General features: G+C 38.3%; 18 protein-coding genes. 10 read left to right on the top strand and 8 right to left on the bottom strand.

Annotation, left to right across the window (positions count from 1 at the left end; genetic code table 11):
• Positions 1–2 precede the first annotated feature (2 nt).
• Together LUD75_RS13690 and LUD75_RS13685 are read left to right on the top strand one after the other, a co-directional pair.
• A complete protein-coding gene (locus tag LUD75_RS13690) occupies positions 3–1,400 on the top strand; it encodes a RagB/SusD family nutrient uptake outer membrane protein (protein WP_232706305.1) in 1,398 nt (465 codons plus the stop codon).
• On the top strand, positions 1,387–3,891 hold the full coding sequence (locus LUD75_RS13685) for a prolyl oligopeptidase family serine peptidase (protein ID WP_232706303.1): 2,505 nt from the start codon (positions 1,387–1,389) through the stop codon (positions 3,889–3,891). Before LUD75_RS13690 ends, LUD75_RS13685 begins: the two co-directional genes overlap by 14 nt.
• Positions 3,892–4,058: 167 nt before the next feature.
• Here the strand turns inward: LUD75_RS13685 and LUD75_RS13680 are convergent, their stop codons facing one another.
• The 4 genes from LUD75_RS13680 to LUD75_RS13665 form a co-directional block, all read right to left on the bottom strand.
• Positions 4,059–4,340 carry a DUF6520 family protein gene (locus tag LUD75_RS13680; protein WP_232706301.1) on the bottom strand — a complete coding sequence of 94 codons (282 nt, stop codon included), beginning with the start codon at positions 4,338–4,340 and terminating at the stop codon, positions 4,059–4,061.
• Positions 4,341–4,415: 75 nt separating this feature from the next.
• Complete coding sequence (locus tag LUD75_RS13675; protein WP_347343912.1) at positions 4,416–5,858, bottom strand: MauE/DoxX family redox-associated membrane protein; 1,443 nt, start codon at positions 5,856–5,858, stop codon at positions 4,416–4,418.
• Positions 5,859–5,877: 19 nt separating this feature from the next.
• Complete coding sequence (locus LUD75_RS13670) at positions 5,878–6,045, bottom strand: hypothetical protein (RefSeq protein ID WP_232706299.1); 168 nt, start codon at positions 6,043–6,045, stop codon at positions 5,878–5,880.
• Positions 6,046–6,061: 16 nt separating this feature from the next.
• Positions 6,062–6,280 carry a hypothetical protein gene (locus tag LUD75_RS13665; RefSeq protein WP_232706298.1) on the bottom strand — a complete coding sequence of 73 codons (219 nt, stop codon included), beginning with the start codon at positions 6,278–6,280 and terminating at the stop codon, positions 6,062–6,064.
• 277 nt (positions 6,281–6,557) lie between these two features.
• Here LUD75_RS13665 and LUD75_RS13660 point away from each other — a divergent pair, with 277 nt between their 5' ends.
• On the top strand, positions 6,558–8,261 hold the full coding sequence (locus LUD75_RS13660) for a tetratricopeptide repeat protein (RefSeq protein WP_232706297.1): 1,704 nt from the start codon (positions 6,558–6,560) through the stop codon (positions 8,259–8,261).
• Between the two features lie 45 nt (positions 8,262–8,306).
• A complete protein-coding gene (locus tag LUD75_RS13655) occupies positions 8,307–9,152 on the top strand; it encodes an RteC domain-containing protein (RefSeq protein WP_232706296.1) in 846 nt (281 codons plus the stop codon).
• A gap of 46 nt (positions 9,153–9,198) precedes the next feature.
• Here the strand turns inward: LUD75_RS13655 and mobC are convergent, their stop codons facing one another.
• The 3 genes from mobC to mobA form a co-directional block, all read right to left on the bottom strand.
• On the bottom strand, positions 9,199–11,199 hold the full coding sequence (gene mobC / locus LUD75_RS13650; RefSeq protein ID WP_232706295.1) for a conjugal transfer protein MobC: 2,001 nt from the start codon (positions 11,197–11,199) through the stop codon (positions 9,199–9,201).
• Between the two features lie 103 nt (positions 11,200–11,302).
• Entirely contained in the window at positions 11,303–12,577 is a 1,275-nt protein-coding gene (gene mobB, locus LUD75_RS13645) for a conjugal transfer protein MobB (RefSeq protein WP_232706294.1), read from the bottom strand.
• A gap of 1 nt (position 12,578) precedes the next feature.
• A complete protein-coding gene (gene mobA, locus LUD75_RS13640; protein WP_232706330.1) occupies positions 12,579–13,016 on the bottom strand; it encodes a conjugal transfer protein MobA in 438 nt (145 codons plus the stop codon).
• 658 nt (positions 13,017–13,674) lie between these two features.
• Between mobA and LUD75_RS13635 the strand changes: the two genes are divergently transcribed.
• The 3 genes from LUD75_RS13635 to LUD75_RS13625 are packed head-to-tail and all read left to right on the top strand — an operon-like array spanning position 13,675 to position 15,477.
• Complete coding sequence (locus tag LUD75_RS13635; protein ID WP_232706329.1) at positions 13,675–14,457, top strand: ParA family protein; 783 nt, start codon at positions 13,675–13,677, stop codon at positions 14,455–14,457.
• Positions 14,447–14,842: a DUF3408 domain-containing protein gene (locus tag LUD75_RS13630; protein WP_232706293.1), complete on the top strand. Its 396-nt coding sequence runs from the start codon at positions 14,447–14,449 to the stop codon at positions 14,840–14,842. The genes LUD75_RS13635 and LUD75_RS13630 overlap by 11 nt, the downstream gene beginning before the upstream one ends.
• A gap of 11 nt (positions 14,843–14,853) precedes the next feature.
• Positions 14,854–15,477, top strand: coding sequence for a hypothetical protein (locus LUD75_RS13625; RefSeq protein ID WP_232706292.1), 624 nt, complete (start codon positions 14,854–14,856; stop codon positions 15,475–15,477).
• A 25-nt stretch (positions 15,478–15,502) separates the two neighbouring features.
• On the opposite strand, the gene LUD75_RS13620 is transcribed toward LUD75_RS13625, so the two are convergent.
• A complete protein-coding gene (locus tag LUD75_RS13620) occupies positions 15,503–16,948 on the bottom strand; it encodes a DUF4932 domain-containing protein (protein WP_232706291.1) in 1,446 nt (481 codons plus the stop codon).
• A 450-nt stretch (positions 16,949–17,398) separates the two neighbouring features.
• Between LUD75_RS13620 and LUD75_RS13615 the strand changes: the two genes are divergently transcribed.
• Genes LUD75_RS13615 through LUD75_RS13605 form a run of 3 tightly spaced genes read left to right on the top strand, consistent with a single transcriptional unit; the run spans position 17,399 to position 20,552 of the window.
• Positions 17,399–17,704, top strand: a complete 306-nt coding sequence (locus LUD75_RS13615) for a DUF4134 domain-containing protein (RefSeq protein ID WP_232706290.1) — start codon at positions 17,399–17,401, stop codon at positions 17,702–17,704.
• A gap of 11 nt (positions 17,705–17,715) precedes the next feature.
• Positions 17,716–18,048 carry a DUF4133 domain-containing protein gene (locus LUD75_RS13610; protein WP_232706289.1) on the top strand — a complete coding sequence of 111 codons (333 nt, stop codon included), beginning with the start codon at positions 17,716–17,718 and terminating at the stop codon, positions 18,046–18,048.
• Positions 18,045–20,552: a TraG family conjugative transposon ATPase gene (locus tag LUD75_RS13605; RefSeq protein WP_232706288.1), complete on the top strand. Its 2,508-nt coding sequence runs from the start codon at positions 18,045–18,047 to the stop codon at positions 20,550–20,552. The genes LUD75_RS13610 and LUD75_RS13605 overlap by 4 nt, the downstream gene beginning before the upstream one ends.
• Positions 20,553–20,554: the final 2 nt, after the last annotated feature.

Below are 20,554 nucleotides of genomic sequence, written 5' to 3'. Positions count from 1 at the left end.
TTATGAAAAATACATTAATAAAACATATCATTCTCTTATGCCTTTTGATCGTTTCGCTTCTGCTATGCAAAAGCTGTGACAGCTTTACTGACGTAGGACTGCCCAAAAATCAGATCACCAGAGAAGTCGTCTTCAAAGATGACCAGTTGGCGAAATCAGCAATGGCAGGCATTTACCGTTCATTGGAAGATCAGGGTTTCCTATCAGGCTCTTCATCTGGTGCGCAGCCTATTCTGGGAGCTTACGTTGATGAACTTCAATCTTACGGCGCTGCAACAAGCGATGCCGCCATTTTTTATCAGCTTGCCCAAATGGCCAATACTGCGAAAATTAAAAATCTTTGGGCCATCACTTATACTCAAATTTACAATATCAATGCGGTCATTGAAGGTGTTGAAAGTTCTGATGGTCTTAGTTCAGAAATTAAGAACCGTCTCAAGGGAGAAGGACTTTTTCTCAGAGCAATCCTGCATCTATACCTGGCTCAGACATTCGGATCTGTACCATATGTTAACTCTACAGATTACCACGTGAATCAAAGCATCGGTAAGATCAGTGCCGGGCAAGTTTTCGAACGCTGTCGAGCGGACCTTGATGCAGCAAAATCCCTGTTGCCGGCAACCTTACCGGTCGGTAACAGGGTCTATCCGACAAAAATGGCTGCATACGCTGTTCTGGCAAGGATCGCCTACTACGAAAAGAACTGGGACTCAGCGCTCCAATATTCCAGCCAGGTAATTGCAGATGTCCAATATAAGATGGAATCTGATCTAAATAAGGTATTTCTGAAAGACAGCTCCGGCAGTATATGGCATTTATTACCTTTCGCCGCAACATATAATGCCATGCAGGGGAATGTATTTATCCTGAATAGTGCACCGCCGACAAATGTTGCGCTACGTCAGGATTTCATTGATGGATTTGAAAGTGGCGATGGAAGGAAGTCGGCCTGGATCGGACAAAAGACCGACGCTCAAAATAAAACCTATTATTATCCATTTAAATACAAACAGTATTACACCAGTCCAACTTCATTGGAATATTCGGTTGTCCTCAGGGTTGAGGAACTCTATTTGATCAGAGCCGAAGCCTATCTTAACAAAGGACAGTATGACTTGGCTGTTGCAGATCTCAACAAAATAAGAAACCGTGCAGGATTGACATCCTTAGCAAATGTCAGCGATCAGAATACTTTGATGAATGCCCTGATTAAAGAAAGAAGATCGGAGCTATTTACAGAGTTTGGGCACCGCTTCTATGATCTGAAGCACTACAACATTGCAGATGTTACGATGCTTTCCAAGAAAGCAGGCTGGAAACCGCATTTTAAGCTTCTGCCTTTGCCCGAAAGCGAGCTGTTGTTAAATCCTAATCTCAATCCGCAGAATGATGGCTACTAGACTATTTTTTCTGTTATTTTTTCTCATTCAGGGAATTTGCCATTCTCAGAATCTGGACAGCCTAAATTCTGTTTACCGTCGGTATTATGAAACGGCAATGCTGGCCGGCAGTCCGGGAGGGGAATATGTGGTGTTGAATCACACCAATACCTATGGCAGGAATGACTACGAGTTGTTTGATGTGAAAAACAACATAACTACAATGCTGGGAAATTATGACAGATTTCAATTTTTAAGTAATGATCTGTTGCTGATGAGAAACAATGAAAACTGCCGGTTTTTAAATTTAAAAACCGGTCAATATCAGGAAGTTTCGGGTAACTATGTAGTTGAAACCACAAAGCAATCAGATCAAGTAGTCCTTTACAATACAAGTTTAAAGGAGCTGCTATCTGTTTCCGTAAATGGAAAAATATTATGGAGACAGCAGGATGTTGGACTCTATCAATTGGATGATAATAATAATCAACTTTTCTATTCTACAGGAAACAACTTATGTGTAAGGAATCTGAAAAGCCATGTATCTAAGACCTTTAAACTCAATGATAATATCCAATGGCTGTCCTCCAAAAAAGGCATCATTTATGGCGCAACTATCGAACCCCTAAAAATCGAGCTGTACACTATTGATATGCGATCAGAGCAAATTACGAAACAGCTGATAGCGATGCCCGAAAGTTTTGAGTCTGCGGTTAGGCTGACTACTTTGCTGGAAGTACGGGAAGGCGACCATTTCATATTTCCGATGCATTTGAAAAGCAAAGTAAGAAACAAAGAAAATCCTGATTTGAGGATTACTTATTCCAACAAGAACAGCAATAACAAAGTTCTTTATCATCATCTAGGAATTTACAATATTAAAGATGAGAAATGGGACTATCTGCCTGATATGCAGGATGAACTTCCTGTTTATAAATTTCTAAATGACAAAGGTGACTTTGCAGTCTATGATCAAGGCGATGACACTGTGGAAGAACAGCAAAATTCTATATATGATATAAACCTGATCTTAGACTATGGTAAATATTCCTATACACTGCCTAACAAAAGGATTGAGGATGGCAACTATTTATGGGATCGAGAAACAGAACAGTTTATTTACTTCGATGATAAGACGTGGATGGCTCATAATATTAAAACAGGAAAAAATATTGAACTGTTGCCTTCTCATGTGAAAGGCTTGGAAAGCTTGCATAACAGTGGTCTCGTAAAATCCCCAGTGAGCAATCCTATTAAAATTAAAGGGAGATCAGCCATTATGATTTCAAACCAGTATGATTATTTTTTGCTCGACCTAAAAACCCTCCAATTTATGAGAGTCACCAACGGCGAGGAGGAAAAGATTAAATACCAACTCCAATTGTCAAAGGACAAATATCCAAAATCATCTTTGAACATCAGATTGGCTGAGATCAATCTGGAAAACGATTTGCTGTTCAAGATGTTCAATAAGGTCTCCTATGATTCCGGTTTTGCCAGCTATTCACACAAGAACAATAAGATCACTTTCTATCGAAAGGGTCATTATAGGGAATTGCTAACTTATAAGAACGGAATCTACCTGATCTCCAATTTTGCTTTGGAACCTTTCAGACTCACAAAATTTGAGAAAGGAAAATACAGTATAGTCTATGAATCTCTCAAGAATGAAAAGAAAGATTTTGAGGGTAGTAAATATCAGATTTTTCAATACAGTACTGACTTAGGGATTTCCAATGCGGCGCTTTTATTTCCGGTCAATTACAATCCAAAGAAGAAATATCCTTTGATTGTCAATATTTATGAAGAGATATCCCACGACATACTGTATTTTTTACAGCCCTATTTGACGATAATGGTTGGATTTAACTATATGCATTACCTGATGAATGGTTATATGATTTTACTGCCAGATCTGCAGTATAACATTGGCAATGTAAAAAACAGTGTTGTGACTTCTTTGGTGAAAAGTATTGATACAGCGAAGTTATTTGCCTCTATAGATGAAAAAAATATTGGAATCATAGGATTATCATATGGCGGCTATGAGACTGGTCTTGCATTGACCAATTCTAACTATTTCAAGACAGGTGTGGCGGGCGTTATGATTTCGGATCTTGTTTCCCACGCACTCAGCCAATCTGAAAATATGGCAAAGCCAAATTATATGCGAACTGAAAACCAACAGATGAGGATGAAAAGCAATGTTTTAGACGACTGGAAATTATATTTGGAAAACTCTCCGCTTTATCATCTTAAAAATATTGAAGTGCCAATATTGCTTTGGAGTGGATTAAAAGATAAGAATGTCTCGCCTGCACAGACCAAGGCATTTTTTCTTGGAATGAAGAGACAGGGTAAAAAAGCTGTTCTACTCGAATATAACAATGAGGGTCACAACGTCATTCTTCCATTTGGCAGATTGGATCTCAATGTCAAAATCTGGCAATGGTTTGACTACTATCTGAAAAACAGGACGCCAGCAGATTGGATTGTTCCTGCAATACCATAAAAAACTTCCGAAAGAAAGTTTTTACTCTAGCTTGTCCAATTCGACATACGGAGAACAATTTAAATTAAAGGAGTAGGGCATATCAGCAATGTCCGATTAAAGATGAGTAGTCATTCACTTCGTTAGATTTATCAGCTAAAAAATAAGCTCCCTTTCGGGAGCTGTTTTTAATTAATTTTGTATAATTCGACATTGGCAGTTTCCGGATGGTCGGGATTAGGCTCTATCGTTCCAAACACCTGCTGTCCTGATGGCAGTCCGTTGACTGTACAAATAGCGTCAACCTCTTCCTGGCACATAATACTTTTGTCCCACTGATTGGTTGAGCTATTAAAGATATAGCCTTGTCTAACGGCTAGACTCTCATTGCTGTTTTTTGCTTTTTGAGTCGCAAAAGCAGTTCCTGTTCCTATCAGAACTAAAACTGCGGGTACTAAGAAATTTTTCATTTTATTAAAATTTGATGTTATGCCTACTCTAATTGACAGGTTTTCGGCGTTCCCTGCTCTGTTGGCCAACAGATCCTATTTATATGCATATCTGATAATTTTGTTACCTGACAATACATACAAATAATGTTTTGTAGATAAGATGTTCTTAATCTTAGTTCTATTATTGTTTATAATGTAAAAGCTATGAAGATATTTTTTTGAATCTGTGTCGTATACATCAATAGTGATTTTGTTTCTGAAATCTAGAAATGATTCATTTCTACCTCTCCTTCTTGATACATTATAAAATCTGTTACCTGATACAGTTTGGACTCTGTTAATAACACTTGGAGATTTGACCAATTTAGTCTGACCATTACTGAGTGTCTTTGTTTCGATTGACGAATTGGAAAGGGAGTCTACCGTTTGATGTCTCTGGATATCCTTAAGTTCAAAATCAGTCGTAATGATCTCATTGCGATAAAAATGAGTGTATATGATCTTTTTGTTTTTACGGTCGATGACCATATCTCCATCCGTATCAAAAATACCGTCGACCTTTGATTGCAAAACATCAGGAAAAATTGAATATTTCTTGGTGGCCGTATTCAAAATGCCCAACTCATTCTCTTTGGTTTTTATCAGCATTGTCTTAAATACATAACGATTAGGTTCCAACATGTAAAATCTCGAAAAATACAGACGATTGATTCCACAGTCATAAGCTTTCAGAGATGGTAGCCTACCTTCGAACACTGCCGGGACTTTCCCATCTGAAATGCTGAAGTGGGGATATTTAATATTGATGGTGACGCTTACAAATTTATGTTTGTAATTGTCCAGTTTGATCTTATCAATCTTAACCATCTGAAAATGGGGTGTTATAGTTGAAAGAAGTAAGGGCGTTTTTCGATTCGCCAGGAATAATGTATCACCATGATTACCAGCAAAATAATAACTTTCATTAGTCAGACTAATTGTTTTATACTCTGTTTGAAGTGGTGACATTATCTTTCTGGTGAAATTTCCTTGTTTATCTATTGTTTGTAGGAAAAAAAATAAGGTCAGAAGTAACCCTGGTGTCAAAATAATCATTGCTGACAGTCCCAGTATTTTTTGTTTATTTCCTTTTGGTTTAGTTGCAATTGCAGCAGTCGCCATTATGACACAAAATAAATTAAATAAAAGATGTGTATTCCAATCCATTCTTTCCAAAATACCGCCGCAGGAACACGGTATGGACTCGCTGTAATTTACTATTAAGTAGATGTATACCGAAAAAACAGACATTATCCCGAGAGCTCCGTACAGTCCTAACAATCGAGAACCACGAAATATCAGCAAAATAGCAGTAACAAGTTCAACAAAAATTACGAGAAATCCGATTATTGCAGGATACCCTCCCAATATTGGCGATTGTGCCAACTGCATAAGAAACATTTCATAGTCGGTCAACTTGCTTACGCTTGCATACACAAACAGGAAAATGAAAAAATATGAAACAGCGTTTATAAATATATTTTGCAAATTCTTCATTGCTGTAATAATATGTAGTTTAACAGATTTGAATCAATCTCCATTTGATTTTCCCGCCACAATATAGGGGCATTATCTCACCTTTATATAAAATAACAGTCGTTCTGAAATTCCCCATACTTTCCCAAATGCCGCTTTCCGGACATGGTAAGCCTGTGACAACTGATATGGATGTATGGGGAATCATAAGAAATACAATTTGATTATTGATTTGGAACAATCCGCCAGTTGTCACCATCTCGTACAGGCGGGTCAGGATCTACAATTTCCTCTGATGTTTTTACAGAATCTCCTTTCATGATCGTTTTTTCTATATGGTCTGATTGATGAGCACGTCCTTGTGACTCGTCTTCTCGGTGGGTACAGCTTTGGATAAAAACTGAAGCTACCGTTATACTAAAAATTGGGATAAACTTTTTCATTTTAATTTATTTAAGTTGGTTATCCCGGCCGGATTAAATTAGAATTCTGAAGTCAAAGTTATAGGGCATAACAGCCAAAAAAAATTGTTCTATGATGCTATTTTAAAATAAACACGTTACAATTTTAAAATTGACACATGAATAAATGGCCCATTATGATGCTACAGATCAGTATTACGGAATGTATTTGCTATAATACTGTCATCACAATGAAAACTGCAATATTTTAGGCGTAAAATGTTTAATTTTGATATGGTGAGGTTCTAATAATCAGTATATGAAAAAGTTAAATTACTTTCTCGTCCTATTTTCTGTATTTTCACACCTGCTCTTTTCTCAGCAAAAAAAAGAAAACACTTTCAATAAGATCAGAAAACACTACGAAAACATGACGATCGATGATGAGGATGCGATGCCCTATGTCAAATTGTACATCAAGGAAGCAAAAAGTGCAAGTAATCATCAGAAATTAATCCAGGGATATAGGGACGGACGGCAGTTTGACTATCATCATAAAATAATGTATGCTGACAGTGCAATAGCGGTCAGCAAAAAGTACGGAACAATGGATGACGTCAGCAAAGATTACTTAAGCAAAGGAATTATCTATTATTTCTATAACAAAAAATATAAGCTCGCTTTGGATCAGTACCTGAAAGCTTATCAATATTCAAAAGCATCAGAGGATAAGTATCACCATCATAAAGTGATCTATCACTTGGGGATGGTCAAACAACATTTGGGATATTATGATGAAGCATTAGAACATTTTCAGGATTGTCTCGCATTTTATTCCTTGAAAACTAATCACAACGTCCACGTTAATGAGCAGTTCAACTATAAAAAAGCTTATCTGAACAGTCTTCATCAAATCATCGTCATCAACAGATATCTTAAAAACTTCAAAAAGAGCGACAGTTTAAGTCTGTTGGGATATCAATTGACTTTAAATGATAAAGAGTTTGCACTTGAAAACAGCTACTTTCTTAAATGCATCGGCATTTCAAAATATCATCAAAAAAAGTATGCTGAGGCAGAGAAGGACCTGAAAAGGGCACTGCCTGTAATTTTGAAACGAAATGACTTCGCATGGGCTTCAGTAATACATTACTATTTGGGCAAGATTGCCGAAGCTCAGAATGATTCAAGTGAGGCTATCCGCTACTATTGTGAAATAGATACAATCTTTGAAAAGCAACAATTCATATTGTCGGAGGTCTATCGAAGTTATAACTTTCTGATCGAATATTATAAAAATAGAGATGTGCACAAGCAGCTTTATTACACCAATCAACTTCTTAAAGCAGAAAGTATGATCTCTAAAGACTATTCATATCTGTCTTCAAAACTTCATAAAGATTACGACCGCAAGGCATTAATAGAACAAAAAGATGATTTGGAAAAAGCAGGTAAAAGAGAGATACTTGTAGCCAAGATCCTTATATTCTCAGGAACTATTGTCCTAAGTTTTTTTGTTTTACGCTTTATCAAAGACCGGAAAATAAAAAAACAGTATGACCTGCTGCAGAAGAGAATATCTGATGGTAATTACATTATTAAAGATATTGAGGAAGATATGATTACTGAAGATATACAAAGAAAAACTTTTTTAACACAGGAAATGAATCTTGAAATCAAGAAGAAGCTTAAAAAATTTGAATTGGATAAGCAGTTTCTGAAGAAGGGGCTGACCGAAAAGGAAGTTGCGGTAAAACTTTCGACCAATTCACATTATCTTTCGGTCTATATTAATGAACATAAGGGTATGAACTTCAATAAGTATATAGCGGAGTTGAGGATCAATTATATTACCAATGTTCTAAATACCAATAATATGTATTTACACTATACTATTGAAGCACTAGCGAAAGAGTGCGGTATTGCATCCCGCCAGAATTTCTCTAATCTGTTCTATGAGATCAATGGGATTCGGCCAACCGATTATATCAGGAACAGAAAAAAGGAATTGGGACTGAGCTGACCAGGCTTCAATAAAGGATTTTTTGTAAATTCCTAAAAAAAGGACATGGTAACAAAAGCTATTTTTAGAAAAATCAAAAAATTAAATGAGGAACTGGATTTGATGATCAACGAAGTATACGATGATGATGACAATATGGTAAAGATCGCAGAGAAATCTCTTGTAATCATCGATGAATCCATTAGAAAGTTAAAAGAAATGATTTCGCCGCTAAATTTTGAGACTATCGCTGAAGAAGTTTATTTCTTTAAAACATTGAAGCCGCAGTTTATTTCAAAATTTATCTATTATTCAACAATTCTGGACATTGAATCCCATAGACCTAATGCAGGAAACAAGGCTCTTAAAAAGTACTTTGAGTCGGAGCAGGAGAAGCTGAGAACCTTTTATGAGGAGCAGGCGGAGTTTTACAGTTATTACAGAAGGGAAGCTACCTATCTGGACCATAAGATATTTGTCAGAAACTCTTACGATCTGAAAATGAAATTATCCTTTGGCTTCTATAATTTCGATACGAGTTTTACCACCTCTCACGATCATATGATCGCGAGATTCCTAGCCAGCCAGAAATTGGATCAGTATTTAAAAAAACAGCTCGAAACTATTGGTAACAATCCAACGGTCAAGACCTTGTCACCATTGGTGTGGTCTGCATCAAAGGTTGGTCTGATAGAACTTGTATACGCGCTTTATCAGATGCGGTGTTTCAATGGTGGGAATATAGAGCTCAGTGAGGTCATCAAGTTTGTTGAAAGATCTTTGGATACAGACCTGGGCAATTTCCACAAGACCATCTTTGAGATCCGGACAAGGAAGCAGGGACCAACGAAGTTTCTACATTTGGTAAGTGACCATCTCAATCAGCATTTTATGAATACCGAAGGCGAGTGATCTTATTTTGAAAGCCTCAAATACAACTGAGCATTTGAGGCTTTTTTTAATTTTTATTGACCAGATACTGCAAGTCCGGATCATTGGAGATCCTGTCCATTTCTTCTTCTATGATCCTGCGAACGTCTCCTTTGACCGCTGTGTAATTCTCATCGATCTCTTCTTTCATGCGGTCGGTTTGCTGATCATCAGTAAAGGATCGGATTTGTGGAATTTTTTGATAATTCTTTTCTTCCGCAGAAAGTTTATCGGTATCGACGACAATCTCTGAATGGAATATTTTCTGCTCGATCCTCTCATCAAAATTGTCGGACACGGCACCGACAAAAAATCCCTGTGTCAATGTTGATATCTTGGAAGCAGGTATCAGGCTATCCAATTGGGTGGAAATGGAAGTGGAGGTGTCATTTCTGTTGATGGATATGCTTTGTCTTTTCTGCAAAACTTTACCGAACCTTTCGGACAGCGTCTTTGCGGTCTCGCCAACCACCTGTCCACTGAAAATATTTCCGACAGTATTCTGTATCACTTTGCTTTCCTTATCACCGTAATCCCTTGTCAACTGTGAAAAATCCTGAAACCCTAGACATACGGAGACCTTGTTGCTTCTTGCCGTCGCGATCAGATTGTCCAGTCCCCTGAAATAAATGGTAGGAAGCTCATCGATGATGACCGAACTTTTCAACTGTCCTTTTTTGTTGATCAGTTTGACTATGCGCGAATTGTAAAGTCCCAACGCTGCAGAATAGATGTTCTGACGGTCGGGATTATTTCCTACACATAAGATCTTCGGTTCCCCCGGATTATTAATGTCCAGAGAAAAATCATCCCCGGTCATAACCCAGTATAATTGTGGAGAGATCATCCGCGACAATGGGATCTTTGCAGAAGCGATCTGACCCTGCAGCTGATCCTGTGCGCCTCCCTGCCAGGCATCCATAAAGGGGGAGAGGTAGTTCTCCAGTTCGGAATAGGAGGTCAGGATGGTAAATACATCCTCATATTTCTTATTCAGCAACTCAATCGCGTGTGGAAAAGTACAGTAGGTGCCTCCCTTATATATCTTCAAAAACCAGATGATCGCTGCCAACAGAATGATGGGACTTTCTACAAAAAAGTCTCCCTGCTTTTGGATCCAGCTCCGGTTCAGATTTAGCATAATGGTGTACGCTGCTTCATAGGCATCGGAGATATCCGTCATAAAGTTTGGATTTAATGGATTGCACCGGTGACTTTTTCTGGGATCATCAAAGTTGATGATGTAAAATTTAGGTTTTATTTGATAGCCTTCACAGTGATTTAACAGATGGTTATAAGCAATGGTAGAAAGATCGTCAAATTTAAAATCGTAGATGTACATCGAGAATCCCTTTTCAATATGCTGTCGGATATAATTATTGACTACAGCATAGGATTTTCCTGAGCCGGGCGTACCCAGCACAATGGTAGCTCTGAACGGATTTACAACGTTGATCCAACCTTGTTTCCATTGACCGCGGTAATAGAACTTTGTCGGCAGATTGACGGAATACTCATTGTGTAGAAGCTTTGTCTCTTGCATAAAACTTTCATTTTCATTGTTGAATACATCATCCATTAAATGATTTTTCAGAAGACGGCTCATCCATACACCTGCAACCATCAAGAAAATATAACCTACACCAGTTGAAAAAATATATAGAGCAGTTGCAGAATACCATGGTACCTCTAATAATATGATGCTAAAAAAGAATAAGGAGGCGCCTAAACCTAGAGCAACATATATCTTGTTCCACGTGATCTTTTCATTCTTTACCCCTTTGTTTCCAAGGCAACTCAGGCTCAACAATACAACTGTGAAAAGTTTTGAATACAATGGTTTGCTAAATAATCCTGTTGCCCGATCAAAGTTTTGAAGGATCTTATTGACCAGCTCTAAAGTCCATCCACGATCATCAAAAAAGCTGTAGCAATACCAATAGAAATGCATCAAAACCAAAATAATACTGACCGCTCTCATAAATGCCATTATTTTGGCAAGTCCTCTTAAATCATCTTCTCCTTGCATTTTTAATTTATTTAAAAATGCAATCTATTGAGCTACTAATTTTAAAACGGTTTAATGATCAGATAGGTAGTTGTTGGCTGTAGCTGACTTTCTATTTATATCCTTATTTTTTTCTCCGTCTTTTCTTTCTTTTTCTGATTTGATCGGCAAATTCAGATTCTTCATAGTCCTCGTTTTGCGTAGAAGGAAGAATACCAGCCAAGAAATCCAGTGAATTGCCTTCTTCAAATCTTTTAAATTCAAATAGGGGATATGTCGATTGGTAAATACTATTGTCAGTTGATACGTTAGTATCAGACTTTGTTGGATGATCGTCATTTATTTTTTGTCCATTCTTACTGATCCATTTTTCGTGAAACATATTTGCGGAAAATTCTTTCCCTAATCTTGACCCATTCCATACTGTTCGGGACCGGTGATCAATAAAAGTTATCCCATAGATTCTGTCATTATCATTTTTACGAACAACGGTATCGATTCCTTTTTTGGTCAATTTCTTTTTAAATTCCTCCTCATCTTTTGAAGAATGATGAGCTTCAGTAATCGACCTTTTCAAATTTTGTTTGACAGATTGATTGTTACTTTTGTTTTTACAAGCAGTGAAGTGCTTTTGGAGAGCGTCAATCCCTGCTTTTTTCCCGAACAAAGATGCCTTGAAGGGATTTCCTGCTTTTTTTCCTTGATTATCTAAAGGAAAGTAAAGCAATCCTCTTTTTATTTGATCTTGTAATTCGCCCTCAACTTTCTCTACAGTAATATTAAATGCCGAAAGCAAAGCATTATATTCACCCAAGGATTGAAATTGATATTGAGAACTGATATTTCCTACTACTGAGGCGATCTGAATTTTAATATCGTTTCTTTTATGATCGACCGGTTTGAAACTGTGATGTTTCGACTTAATCTCTTTCTCTACTGCCGAAATCAGATTGAATTTCTTCTCCAGTTCCCGGCAGACTCTCATCGAGCGAATCTTCTCAAACCTATCAGAAATCTTCCTTCCATCTTCATCTACACAGACGGAAACAATATGGATATGACTCCGGTCGATATCAGTATGTTTAAATACTACAAATGGCTGATCACCGTAACCCATCTGACCCATATAAAGCTGCGCCATTTCTTGATACTGCTCATCAGAAACCTTGTCTTTAGGATCAGGATTCAGAGAAATATGCAGTGTATGCTTTTCTGTATTTCGGTTCGCCAAAAGGTAGGGCTCAAATGATTTCGCCAATTGAGCAACCGAATATTTCCCGTCAACTGTCTCAATCATTTTGTTAGTCATCAGTATCTCTCCCTTTGCTTTTTCAATTTTTGAATTATTATAAGATAGTGTACCAAATAAGTTACTGCTTCTTCCAATTTTTGCGATCATTTCATTCTGAATCTTTCAAATGTTTCTGATTAAATTCTTCCGTAAGCTGCATCACCTTTTTAAAGATCGCTGCCATTTCTATGGTCTGTTTCTCCAATTTATAAAGGATAGCCGCAGCTTTTTTCTCTGAAAAATTAGTATATAATAGTTTGACCATCTGATTATAATTGACCCCTACCGCGCGAAACTGGCTGTGAAATGAAGTCAATCGCATATAAAAATCCATCGTCCCCTTATCCACTTTAATGGTCTTAATCGTCCTTTCAAAAATGCATGAGGTTATAAAATGAGCCTTTACGTTCATTCCCGACTGGTCAAAAAGATCCAGAAATCGGGAATGTTCCACCTCATTAAATGAGATCGTGTAACGGATCTTGGCAGGATCTGCCTTTGGACGGCGTCCTGTCTTTTTTTGTGCTTTACCATTATGTTCACTCATCATTTATTCAATTAATTAACAAAACATCGACTTCGGAGATCGCTTCTGCCCCCTGCAAGGGCAAGTTGTTTTGAGCATCCGAAAACGTTTCGAGATGCTCAAAACACAACTTGCCCCTTTCGGGTGAAAGGATAATCCCACAATACAATAGATTCAATTCAGTATTGCAGGTTCTTGCTCAGTTTAAAGATCGAAAGCTTTAAAGCAGTCAACTAAGCTTTGACAAAGTAAACTACAATGCTTCACAGACTCTCTAAAGCTTATAAGGCCAAACAAATCCATTGCAAGTCAAAGACAACCACTTATAAGCTGAGTGCAGCCGGATGCCATTTATTTGTACCAGAATGTCGGCAGGACTGGTGGATGGCAAAATTGTTTGAGACCTTGAAGGCAGGCAATCCAGTATTCAGGAATTCAAGCTTTCCGGACGTCCAGAATTTCTACCGGATAAAGGTCAATCAGGAATGGCAAGCGGATGCAAGTATAGGATGCCATCAAGAAAGACAAATTGACTGCTTGAATGATTCTCCTCATTCCTGAAGTCAGATCTGCTTTCAGTGGTTCAAGATTTCAAGAACGCAGGAAGTAGCGCAATCATTCTCAACATCAGCCATTCTACAAGTACCATTAACTAATGTTCAACTATAAAATAAAAAAAATGGAAACAAAAAAACAACCAGTAATCATTGCCTTTTCAACTCAAAAAGGTGGAGTAGGCAAAAGCACATTCACAACATTAATCGCCAGTATCCTGCATTATCGGATGAGTTACAATGTCGCAGTATTTGATTGTGATTTTCCACAGTACAGTTTGATACAGATGAGAGAACGGGATCTTAAAACAGTGATGCAAAATGAGGTGTTAAAAAAAATGGCCCATAAGCAGTTCACCAGCATCAATAAAAAAGCTTATCCCGTTTTCCAGAGCAAGACCGATACGGTTTTAGATGAACTTGAAACTTATGTAGCTAATTCCGAAGTTGTTCCCGATGTCGTTTTTCTCGATCTCCCTGGCACGGTTAATACTGCGGGTATCTTGAGCACACTGGCCAATGTTCACTATATCTTTTCACCCATAACTGCGGATAGGGTTGTTCTTGAAAGCACCTTGAGTTTTACGGATGTCCTTACCAACATCTTGATGAAGAAAAAGCACACCGAAATCAAAAGCATCCATCTTTTCTGGAATCAGGTCGATGGCAGGGAGAGAACACTTTTGTATGAAAACTATGAGAAGGTCATCAAAAATCTCGGACTTCAATTGATGAAAACATCCATCACAGACAGCAAGAGATTTCGCAAAGAAGGGGAGACGGTTGCCAAAACCGTTTTCCGTTCGACACTATTACCGGCAGATCCTAAGTTGATGACATTATGCCGACTAGACCAGTTTATGGAAGAATTTTTAAGAATTGTAAAATTGGAAAGAGATGGACAATGATAAAATAAACAGCGAAGACAAAAATATCGATGAACAATATCTGATGTCTATCATGGCTGGCACCCCAAAGAAGGAACCGCACAGCCAAGAACTGGATTCCTCAAAGGAAAAGCCGGCGACGAAGCAAAAAATAAAAAGCAAAAAAAGCGTTGAAATTACCTACGCTGAGCAGTTTCTTACGCATCATACAATGACCAAACGTGGTGATAAAAGTATCTATATTCGACCTGAATATCATGAAAGACTTTCACGGATCATCCAGATCATTGCCGAAGATCAGATCCCTTTATATGCTTATCTCGATAATATTTTGGCGTACCATTTTGAAACGTTTGAAAAAGAGATCACCGACGATTTCAACAGCAAATACCGTCCAATCTTTTAATATATCATCTTATGGAACAATTAATCATTTTAGGACTACTACTCATTATCATCCTGCTGCTTTGGGATAAGAAGTATATCAATCAGCATCAGCAGGAAAAAAATGCCGAATCTCACCCAATTGTGCCCTCTATAATGGGTCAAACAAATAAAGAAGAAAGAAAGTTAAAGCAACCCGATGCTGATCATAGCCAGAACAAATCTATCATACTAAAAGCGAATAATTTTGATTCAGAAACCAAGGAGGAGGCATTTGAAAATACGGCTTCAAAAAAAGAACTTGACGAAATACTGGTCAAAAATAATGATTGGGAAGACGAGGAAGAAGACTGGCAGTACCAGGATGATTCTAAAATAGAAAGTGGGTTTGCAACAGGGGTTACATTTCAGGAATTGAGTACTGCGGGACAGCTGCTTCAGCAGAATGTGCTGGAGCCAGACTTAGAACGGCAAGCGGTCAACATCCTTCAAAAAATTCAGGGAACCGAGCTTTTTGATCTTTTAGAAATTTCATTAGGTGATGCATCAAATCGAATTGCCGCTTTGTTGATCCAAAGTATTTCGAATGAAAAAGGGGAAATTTCTTTTAAGCGTAAAGATAATGCTGAGGGTTTCGACATTGGGGAGTTTGTTTAGGCAAACTCCCTTTTGTAGTTTTAATTCATTGCTTCCATTTTGTAATGGTATAATTAATCGTTGTATTTTTGTCCAAGGATAAATGAACATCTTTGCCTTCTTCGATTCCATCAATCGTTCCTTCCGTCTGCCAACTTCCCCTGGTAAATTTGAATCTTAGATCAGGATAGGTTTTAAACGTAATTTTTCTTGTTGTTTCATTGGTTTTATCGAGTTTTATTTTCTGCGGATTCCAACTGCCAATTGACGTTTGATTGCCTGTGATATAAACGTCACCGCTGTTTTTAGGCACAGTAATCATTAAAGTCATTTCGTATTTTTCATTAGGTAAATTCAGTTTTTCTCTTACTTTTTCGACACTAGTTTCGTCTAAAACAGTAAGTAATTCAGGAACGAAATCCTTAAATGATTTATATTTTACTCGATCGTTTTCATATTCTTCCATTTTCTTTTCAAAGTCTGGAATGAGTACAAAAGAATTTTCTATGACATGCTGACTTCTTAATTTTTCTGCCAATTGAGAATTTCCATTGGCCAAAGCAATCCGGATTTCCCCTGTTCTTACAATATGCTCGCCCACACAAGATGGCCAGTAAGAATAACCTTGTCCGTCCATTTTATTAATAAAAGCCTCAGACATCAGATTATCGCTCTGATTGATTCTGGCTTCGTATTGACCCAAATGCTGATTGACAAATGAATGTCCGAACTCGTGCGTGATTAAAAAGTTGGTCGTTTCCGGATGATTGAATCCAAATTCCTTATAATCTTTGATATTATTTTTCTTTTTCAGCGGAACGTAAGCGCTGCTAATCATATTCGCCACCTGTCCTTTTCCAGACCTGAACAAAGGTCCGTTGCCGTGCCAGAAAACATCGCTGTAAGGCAACACATCAAAGGGATTAATGTAAAATTTGTACGCAAGAAACTTTTGCCCATAATATTTTTCCATTTTTGACATATAGGAAGGCGGAATATTTTTTCTGACCTCGTTCTTTGCACCTTCGAGAAATTTGTTTTGGTCTTTGAAGAATTGCCCAAGGTTTCTTTCGATATAAAACGCTCTCAATTGTTCTACAAATTTTTCTACAGCTTCTTTTTTCTCATTATCATTTTCTTCAATTGGATAATCATATCCTTTTGCCGGAAAAATATGATGCTTTAATAAAACCTGATAAGACAAATCCTGTTGTTGGCCAGCAATTTTAAGATAATCCTGCATAGCTTTTATGATTTTGGTATTATCATATTTGTTTATTTCCTTGTTCGCCAAATCTGCTAGCGGAAGATAGCTGATGTCCGTTCTTCCATCGATGTAGAAAAGCCGTCCCTGCTCTTTTGCCACCAGATATTCGACAATGGAGTAAGTTGCAATATTAGGATTGAACTCCACATCTACTTTTGATTGCGATTTCAGATTCATCGTCAATAAAAGCATCATCATAGAAAGTATATATTTATAAGTCTTCATTCTGCTTATCATTTTTAAATTGATTGTAATAATCTTTAATTTATGTGTTAATTTCCTTTTGCACCATAAAGGTTTTCAGTGTAGATTACAAGAGGAATACCATAGATTTATTGCATACTATCCCTTTGAAAATGTGCTTCATGGATTGAAAAATTGTTTTAGAAGTGTTCATTAATGGACAATATCTGTACGAAAATGAACATTCGTTTTATTACAGTGAAATAAAATTTCACTTTTATGTTGTACGGAGATTAAAAAATCTTTGAAAAATTTTCGAAGAGAGGGTCGCAGAATTTTATAATTAATTAGTAACACACTACCCAAATGTAATATTACAGCCAAATTATTCCCGATACGGCCATTCTCCTGAAATAAATCCAAGACCCTGACATCTTTGTCCCATAGTTCCGCAAAGTGCGGCACACCATAACAAATTGATGTGTTTCAATTATGAAAAAACAAAGAAAAAAACTACTGCTATCAGGTCTGACCATTTTAGCAGTAACGGGTGTCTTTGCCCAAGGCAACGGAACCGCAGGGATCAACGAGGCAACACAAATGGTGACCTCTTATTTTGAACCGGCTACCCAATTAATCTACGCAATCGGGGCTGTCGTGGGACTCATCGGAGGCGTCAAGGTTTACAACAAGTTCAGCAGTGGTGACCCTGATACCAGTAAGACCGCTGCCAGCTGGTTCGGTGCGTGTATCTTTCTGATCGTGGCTGCTACGATCCTCCGTTCATTCTTCCTTTAAATTTTGTTACTATGAGTACTTATCATATCAACAAAGGCATCGGAAGAACGGTAGAGTTCAAAGGATTAAAAGCACAATACCTGTTCATTTTTGCAGGGGGATTATTGGGAATACTCGTACTTGTGATGGTCATGTACATGGCTGGTGTCAACACCTATCTCTGCCTTATGATCGGCGGAGCAAGTAGTGCCATACTGATCTGGCAGACATTCTCACTGAATGGAAGATATGGCGAACACGGACTGATGAAATTAGGCGCTCAAAAAAAGCATCCAAAATATATCATCAGCCGAAAGTGCATCTATCGCTACCTGAAAAGCAACCGTCAAAAAGCATCAGTATGAGAAATACCTCCAAAGCCGCAACCCTGGAGAGTAAATTTCCGCTGCTTGCGATTGAAAACAATTGTATTATTTCAAAAGATGCGGACGTCACGGTTTGCTTTAAGGTCAGACTTCCTGAACTGTTTACAGTGGCCTCGGCTGAATATGAAGCGATGCATTCGGCATGGTTTAAGGCCATCAAGACTCTGCCAGATTTTACTATTGTGCATAAGCAAGATTGGTTTATCAAGGAAAACTACAACCCTGACCTTTTCAGAGAAGACCAAAGTTTTCTGTCAAAATCTTTTGAAAGACATTTCAATGAGAGACCATTTTTAAACCACTATTGCTATCTGTTCATTACGAAAACCAGTAAGGAGAGGATGCGTATGCAGAGCAACTTTTCATCCCTCTGCAAGGGTAAGCTGATCCCAAAGGAGATCAAAGACAAAGAGGTGATCAGCCGTTTTTTGGAAGCCATCGATCAGTTTGAAAGAATTATGAATGACAGCGGCTACATCAAACTAGAAAGAATGACTGAAGATGAAATTTCAGGAACTGCCGAACAATCCGGAATACTAGAACAGTACCTGACCTTATCAAGAGAACCTAATCCCTCTTTGCAGGATATCAAGCTAGGATCGGAAGAAATGCGTATTGGAAACAACCGAATCAGTATGCACACCTTATCCGATACAGATGATCTGCCGGGTTCTGTTTCATCACACAGCCGCTATGAAAAGCTGAGTACTGACCGCAGTGATTGCTTGCTTTCTTTCGCATCTCCGGTTGGTCTTCTTTTAAGTTGCAATCACATTTACAATCAGTATCTGTTCATTGATAACAGCGATGAGAATCTATCCAAATTTGAGAAGTCAGCAAGGAATATGCATTCGTTGGCGAGATACAGCAGAGCGAACCAGATCAACAAGGAATGGATCGAGAAATACCTCAATGAAGCACACTCTTATGGTCTTCAATCCATCCGGGCGCATTTCAATGTGATGTCGTGGTCGGATAATCCTTCAGAACTGAAACAGCTGAAAAATGATACCGGCAGTGCCTTGGCGTTGATGGAATGCAAGCCACGCCATAATACAACGGATACAGCAACGCTTTACTGGGCGGGTATCCCAGGCAACGCCGGTGATTTCCCAAGTGAAGAAAGCTTTTACACGTTCATTGAGCCGGCTTTGTGTTTTTTTACAGAGGAAACCAATTATCAGGATTCACCCTCAACGTTCGGGATCAAGATGGCCGACCGCCTGACCGGAAAACCGATTCATCTGGATATCTCCGATCTTCCGATGAAACAGGGGATCATCACGAATCGGAACAAGTTTATTTTGGGGTCTTCAGGAAGCGGAAAATCTTTCTTTACCAACCATATGGTGAGGCAGTATTATGAACAGGGTGCTCACGTACTGTTGGTCGATACCGGAAATTCTTACCAGGGCTTGTGCGAACTCATCAAGGGAAAGACAAAAGGGGAGGACGGTGTGTATTTTACCTATACCGAGGACAATCCCATTGCCTTCAATCCATTTTACACCGATGACGGTGTCTTCGATATCGAAAAAAGAGAAAGCATCAAGACCCTGATCCTCACTTTATGGAAGAGGGATGATGAACCGCCGACCCGTTCAGAAGAGGTAGCACTTTCCAATGCGGTGAGCGGATACATTGAGCAGATCAAAAAAAATAATGACCATCCGTCATTCAACGGATTTTACGACTATGTCAAGGATGATTATCAGAAAGTTCTGGAACAAAAGAAAGTCCGGGAAAAGGACTTTGACATTGCCAACTTTCTTAATGTATTGGAGCCATATTACAAAGGCGGAGAATACGATTACCTGCTGAATTCAGAAAAGCAATTAGACCTCTTGTCGAAACGTTTCATCGTGTTTGAGATCGATGCGATCAAAGACCACAAGATCCTGTTCCCGATCGTGACCATCATCATTATGGAGGTTTTCATCAATAAGATGCGGAGGCTCAAGGGCATCAGAAAACTCATTCTCATTGAAGAAGCCTGGAAAGCGATCGCCAAAGAAGGAATGGCAGAGTATATCAAATACCTGTTCAAAACGGTCAGAAAGTTCTTCGGGGAAGCCATCGTGGTAACCCAGGAAGTGGATGACATCATCCAGTCACCGATCGTCAAGGAAAGCATTATTAACAATTCAGATTGTAAGATCCTTTTGGACCAGAGAAAGTATATGAACAAATTCGATGACATCCAGGCGATGCTTGGCTTAACTGATAAGGAAAAAGCTCAGGTACTTTCGATCAATATGAACAACGATCCGAGAAGACTCTACAAAGAAGTCTGGATCGGACTGGGCGGAACACACTCCGCGGTCTATGCGACGGAAGTTTCCACCGAAGAATATCTTGCTTATACCACCGAAGAAACTGAAAAAATGGAGGTGATGAATCTGGCCTCTGAACTTGACGGCAATGTGGAACATGCTATCAAAAGGATCTCTCTCAAGAGAATCAAACCGACCAAAGACAAATAATT

The sequence above is a fragment of the Epilithonimonas sp. JDS genome, from assembly GCF_021261315.1.
In the GTDB taxonomy this organism is placed as follows: Bacteria; Bacteroidota; Bacteroidia; order Flavobacteriales; family Weeksellaceae; genus Epilithonimonas.
Note: the sequence above shows the minus strand (reverse complement) of the source record. Positions and strands in the feature narration are given on the sequence as shown.

Coding starts and splice junctions, on each gene's coding strand:
- LUD75_RS13610 (WP_232706289.1), top strand. CDS start 17,716: ATGAGTACTTATCATATCAACAAAGGCATCGGAAGAACGGTAGAGTTC.
- LUD75_RS13635 (WP_232706329.1), top strand. CDS start 13,675: ATGGAAACAAAAAAACAACCAGTAATCATTGCCTTTTCAACTCAAAAA.
- mobA (WP_232706330.1), bottom strand. CDS start 13,016: ATGAGTGAACATAATGGTAAAGCACAAAAAAAGACAGGACGCCGTCCA.
- LUD75_RS13670 (WP_232706299.1), bottom strand. CDS start 6,045: ATGATTCCCCATACATCCATATCAGTTGTCACAGGCTTACCATGTCCG.
- LUD75_RS13690 (WP_232706305.1), top strand. CDS start 3: ATGAAAAATACATTAATAAAACATATCATTCTCTTATGCCTTTTGATC.
- LUD75_RS13680 (WP_232706301.1), bottom strand. CDS start 4,340: ATGAAAAATTTCTTAGTACCCGCAGTTTTAGTTCTGATAGGAACAGGA.
- LUD75_RS13660 (WP_232706297.1), top strand. CDS start 6,558: ATGAAAAAGTTAAATTACTTTCTCGTCCTATTTTCTGTATTTTCACAC.
- mobC (WP_232706295.1), bottom strand. CDS start 11,199: ATGCAAGGAGAAGATGATTTAAGAGGACTTGCCAAAATAATGGCATTT.
- LUD75_RS13605 (WP_232706288.1), top strand. CDS start 18,045: ATGAGAAATACCTCCAAAGCCGCAACCCTGGAGAGTAAATTTCCGCTG.
- LUD75_RS13615 (WP_232706290.1), top strand. CDS start 17,399: ATGAAAAAACAAAGAAAAAAACTACTGCTATCAGGTCTGACCATTTTA.
- LUD75_RS13625 (WP_232706292.1), top strand. CDS start 14,854: ATGGAACAATTAATCATTTTAGGACTACTACTCATTATCATCCTGCTG.
- mobB (WP_232706294.1), bottom strand. CDS start 12,577: ATGATCGCAAAAATTGGAAGAAGCAGTAACTTATTTGGTACACTATCT.
- LUD75_RS13630 (WP_232706293.1), top strand. CDS start 14,447: ATGGACAATGATAAAATAAACAGCGAAGACAAAAATATCGATGAACAA.
- LUD75_RS13675 (WP_347343912.1), bottom strand. CDS start 5,858: ATGAAGAATTTGCAAAATATATTTATAAACGCTGTTTCATATTTTTTC.
- LUD75_RS13620 (WP_232706291.1), bottom strand. CDS start 16,948: ATGAAGACTTATAAATATATACTTTCTATGATGATGCTTTTATTGACG.
- LUD75_RS13685 (WP_232706303.1), top strand. CDS start 1,387: ATGATGGCTACTAGACTATTTTTTCTGTTATTTTTTCTCATTCAGGGA.
- LUD75_RS13655 (WP_232706296.1), top strand. CDS start 8,307: ATGGTAACAAAAGCTATTTTTAGAAAAATCAAAAAATTAAATGAGGAA.
- LUD75_RS13665 (WP_232706298.1), bottom strand. CDS start 6,280: ATGAAAAAGTTTATCCCAATTTTTAGTATAACGGTAGCTTCAGTTTTT.